At 71.8% G+C, this 3,541-nt stretch carries 4 protein-coding genes; all 4 read right to left on the minus strand.

Annotated elements, in window-relative coordinates; translation table 11 throughout:
- On the minus strand, window positions 1–1,145 hold a 1,145-nt coding region (locus VOI19_RS16395), incomplete at its 3' end, for a chromosome segregation SMC family protein (RefSeq protein ID WP_323794035.1).
- A 123-nt stretch (window positions 1,146–1,268) separates the two neighbouring features.
- Window positions 1,269–2,114: a hypothetical protein gene (locus VOI19_RS16400; RefSeq protein WP_323794036.1), complete on the minus strand. Its 846-nt coding sequence runs from the start codon at window positions 2,112–2,114 to the stop codon at window positions 1,269–1,271.
- A gap of 215 nt (window positions 2,115–2,329) precedes the next feature.
- Complete coding sequence (locus VOI19_RS16405; protein ID WP_323794037.1) at window positions 2,330–2,803, minus strand: VanZ family protein; 474 nt, start codon at window positions 2,801–2,803, stop codon at window positions 2,330–2,332.
- 65 nt (window positions 2,804–2,868) lie between these two features.
- On the minus strand, window positions 2,869–3,541 hold a 673-nt coding region (locus tag VOI19_RS16410), incomplete at its 5' end, for a hypothetical protein (RefSeq protein ID WP_323794038.1).

Raw genomic sequence — 3,541 nt, forward strand, 5'->3', positions numbered from 1 at the left:
GCGCGCTGGAGGCCGGCGATGCGACGGTCCTCCTCGGCGGCGGCGTCCTCGGCGGCCTTGCGGGCGACCACGCCCTCCTCGAGGGCGGTGCGGTGCCGCTCGACCTGGGCTGCGATCTCCTTCTCCTGCGCGCGGACGCGCTCGGCCTCGGCCTCGATCTCCTCCGGGTCGCGACCCTGCTCGCCCGCCTCACCGACGTTGGCGGCGTTGCGGATGCGCTCGGCGGCGAGTCCCTGCGTGCCACGGAAGCGCTCGCGCAGTCCGGTCAGGCCGTACTGCGTCTCCTGGGCGGCGCTCAGGGCCGGCAGGTCCTCGCGCAGGGCTGCCTCGATGCGCGCCTCGTCGGCACGCCCGGCCTTCAGCTCGGCCTCCACGTGCTCGCGCCGCTCGACGAGGATCGACTCGTCAGCCATCTCCTGCTCGAGCGCCGTGCGGGCGGTGACCAGGTCGTCGGCCATGATCCGGGCGCGCGCGTCACGGGCATCGGCCTGCACCGTGACGGCGCGGCGGGCGACCTCGGCCTGGCGCCCGAGCGGCTTGAGCTGACGACGCAGCTCGGAGAGCAGGTCGCTGAGACGGGTGAGGTTGCCCTCGGTGGCGTCGAGCTTGCGGAGCGCCTTCTCCTTGCGCTTGCGGTGCTTGAGGACGCCGGCAGCCTCCTCGATGAAGCCGCGGCGGTCCTCCGGGGTCGCGTGCAGGATCGTGTCGAGCTGTCCCTGGCCGACAATGACGTGCATCTCGCGGCCGATGCCGGAGTCGCTCAGCAGCTCCTGGACGTCGAGGAGCCGGCAGCTGGTGCCGTTGATGGCGTACTCCGACCCGCCGCTGCGGAACATCGTGCGGCTGATCGTGACCTCGGCGTACTCGATCGGCAGCGCGCCGTCGGAGTTGTCGATGGTCAGCACGACCTCGGCGCGACCCAGCGGTGGGCGCCCGGACGTGCCGGCGAAGATGACGTCGTCCATCTTGCCGCCGCGCAGGCTCTTGGCGCTGGCCTCACCCATCACCCAGGCGAGGGCGTCGACGACGTTGGACTTGCCCGACCCGTTGGGCCCCACGATGCAGGTGATGCCCGGCTCGAGCTGCAGGGTCGTCGCGGAGGCGAAAGACTTGAAGCCCTTCAGGGTGAGGCTCTTGAGGTACAACGCGTTGCTCCATCACCGATGTGCGGGGTTGCAGTACTGACGCGGGGGAAGCTCAGCGGGCCTCACCCTACCCACGTGGGCAGGCTCAGCGGCGGAGGTTGAGGGGCCTGGTCGGCACGACCCTCAGCCCTCGAGCAGGCCGAGGGCGGCGAAGGCCTCCGCCAGCGCCCCGGAGACGTTGATCGACAGGGTGCCGTCGTCGGCGAACGTCGTCACCTGCTGCGCGGGCGCACCGGTGGCGGGCACGTAGTAGACGTGGCGCGAGAGGGCGCCGGGCTTCTCGTCGTGCTCACCCGTGCTGATGCGGGCCAGCACCTGGAGCGCGGCCACGACCCCGGGGCCCTCCAGCGGGTGCAGGGCGAGCAGGTGGCGGTTGGGCACGGCGACGAGCACGCCGTACGACGGCCGCTCGATGCCGATGCCGGCGAGGGTCTCGGCGAGGACCAGCACCCGGGACGGGCCGAAGAAGTCGTCGGTGGTCAGCACGTGGACGTCGGAGTCGGCGCGAGCGTCGTCGGCCCGGATCGTGTCCTGGTGCATCGCCGGCAGCGCCCGGAGGTTGGCCATGGCCACCTCACGCGCCACCGGCCAGCCGCCGATCCGTTCGACGGTCTCGTCGGCGAGCAGCTCGGAGACGTGGTCGGGGTAGTCGATCGCGGCCAGCTCGGCGACACCCGGCAGCGGACGCGGTGCGTACGACGGCGCGGGGCCGGGCAGGTCGGCGACGGACCGCAGCCGGGGGTAGAGCCGATCACGGACCTCGTCGAGCGAGAGCGGCCCGGACTGCACGGAGGAGGAGATGAGCCCGGTGACATGACGCTCGACCAGGGCCGGCCATCTGACGGTCGGCTCCGGGGCGACGATCAGGGCGAGGTCGGTGAGGCCGTAGCGCTGCCCGTCCATGGCCACCAGCGCGCCTCGGCCGTCGGCGACGGTCTCGACACCGCGACCTACAAGGCTCTCGCGCATCAGACGGGTCAACGCGCTGGCCCCCGCACGCGAGAGGACGGGAAGGACCGGGTCGGGGTCGAGCCCCGCGGCACCGCTCGCGGCACCGTCGGGCGTGGGCCGTACGCCGTCGGCCGGGCGCGCACGCCTACGCGCCGAGATCGATCGAAGAGGCCCATGACGACCATCTTGTCAGCCGCTGGGCGGCTGTCCGGTCGTGGCACCGCGGCTCGCCCTCAGGCCGTCGACCTGGAGGGGGCGCCGGTCTGGGCCCTGCGTCGTCGGGCAGCTGCCCGACGGTGCGAGGCCGGGAAGGTCAGGACGAGTCCCACCACGATGCCGATCAGGGCACCGGCGGTGTTGGCCAGGATGTCGCGCTCGTCGGGCACCCGCCCGGGGATCGAGCGCTGCAGGGTCTCGATCGCCGAGGTCATCACGAACGCCCCGAACCCGGCCAGCCACCACAGGCGCGTGCCGACCAGGAGCAGCAGGAACAGCCCCACCGGCACGAAGAGCGCGACGTTGGCGAGGAACTCCGCGCGCCCGTAGGTCAGCCAGTCCAGCTCCTCGACGCCCTGCAGCCGCGCGAGCACCTTCATGACGAGCTCGGACGCCGTGGGGGCGCTCGAGATCGGGGTGAGCGTCACCCAGCCCACGAAGCCGAGGTAGGCGAACGTGGTCAGGCTGAGGAACGGGTGGCGGTGGAACATCGAGCCATTGTGGTCGATGCGCCTGAGAGTGCTCTGTGGGCGCCTGTGGGCGCCCACAACCGGACCTAGCTCGGCGCGAGCACCATCAGTCGTCGTCGACGCAGGCCCGCAACTCCGAGCGCCACCAGGAACGCCCCGGCGGCCAGCCCCAGCGGGACGGCGCCGGCGCTGACCTGCTCACGCGTCGTCGGGTCGGCCGCAGAGGCCGGCGGGAGCGCACCCCGGTCGTCGCCCGGCACGTCCACGGCGTACACGTCGAGGCCGCGCACCAGGTCGATGGAGTAGACGACGTTGGTGCGGGCGGCGGTCATCTTGTCGTTCTTGTAGACCGGGACCCACATCGCGTCCCAGACCTCCGAGAGTCCCCACACCGAGTGGGCGTAGGTCTTGATGTCACGCGGGTTGCGCACGTCGAGGATCTGGGTGCCGCCGCCGTAGAAGCCGGCCGCGACCAGGCCGCCGGGCCGGTAGTCGAACCAGTGCGACGAGCAGAACGCCCCTTGCGGGAGCGGGAAGGTGCCGAGGTCGGAGATCTCGACCTTGTCGAGCGGCTTGATGGCGTTCTTGCGCTTGCCGTCGAGGCGCTTGATCCACCAGGTCTGGAACGAGCCGGCCTGCGAGCAGTCGGTCTGCTCGTAGTCCTCCTCGGTGATCAGCAGGATGTTGCCGTTGCGCAGCGACGGCTTGGCGCCGGGCTTGAACCGCTTGGCGTTGGGCCGGAAGGCGTTGTGCAGGATG

Source organism: Nocardioides sp. (assembly GCF_034670285.1).
GTDB lineage: Bacteria > Actinomycetota > Actinomycetes > Propionibacteriales > Nocardioidaceae > Nocardioides.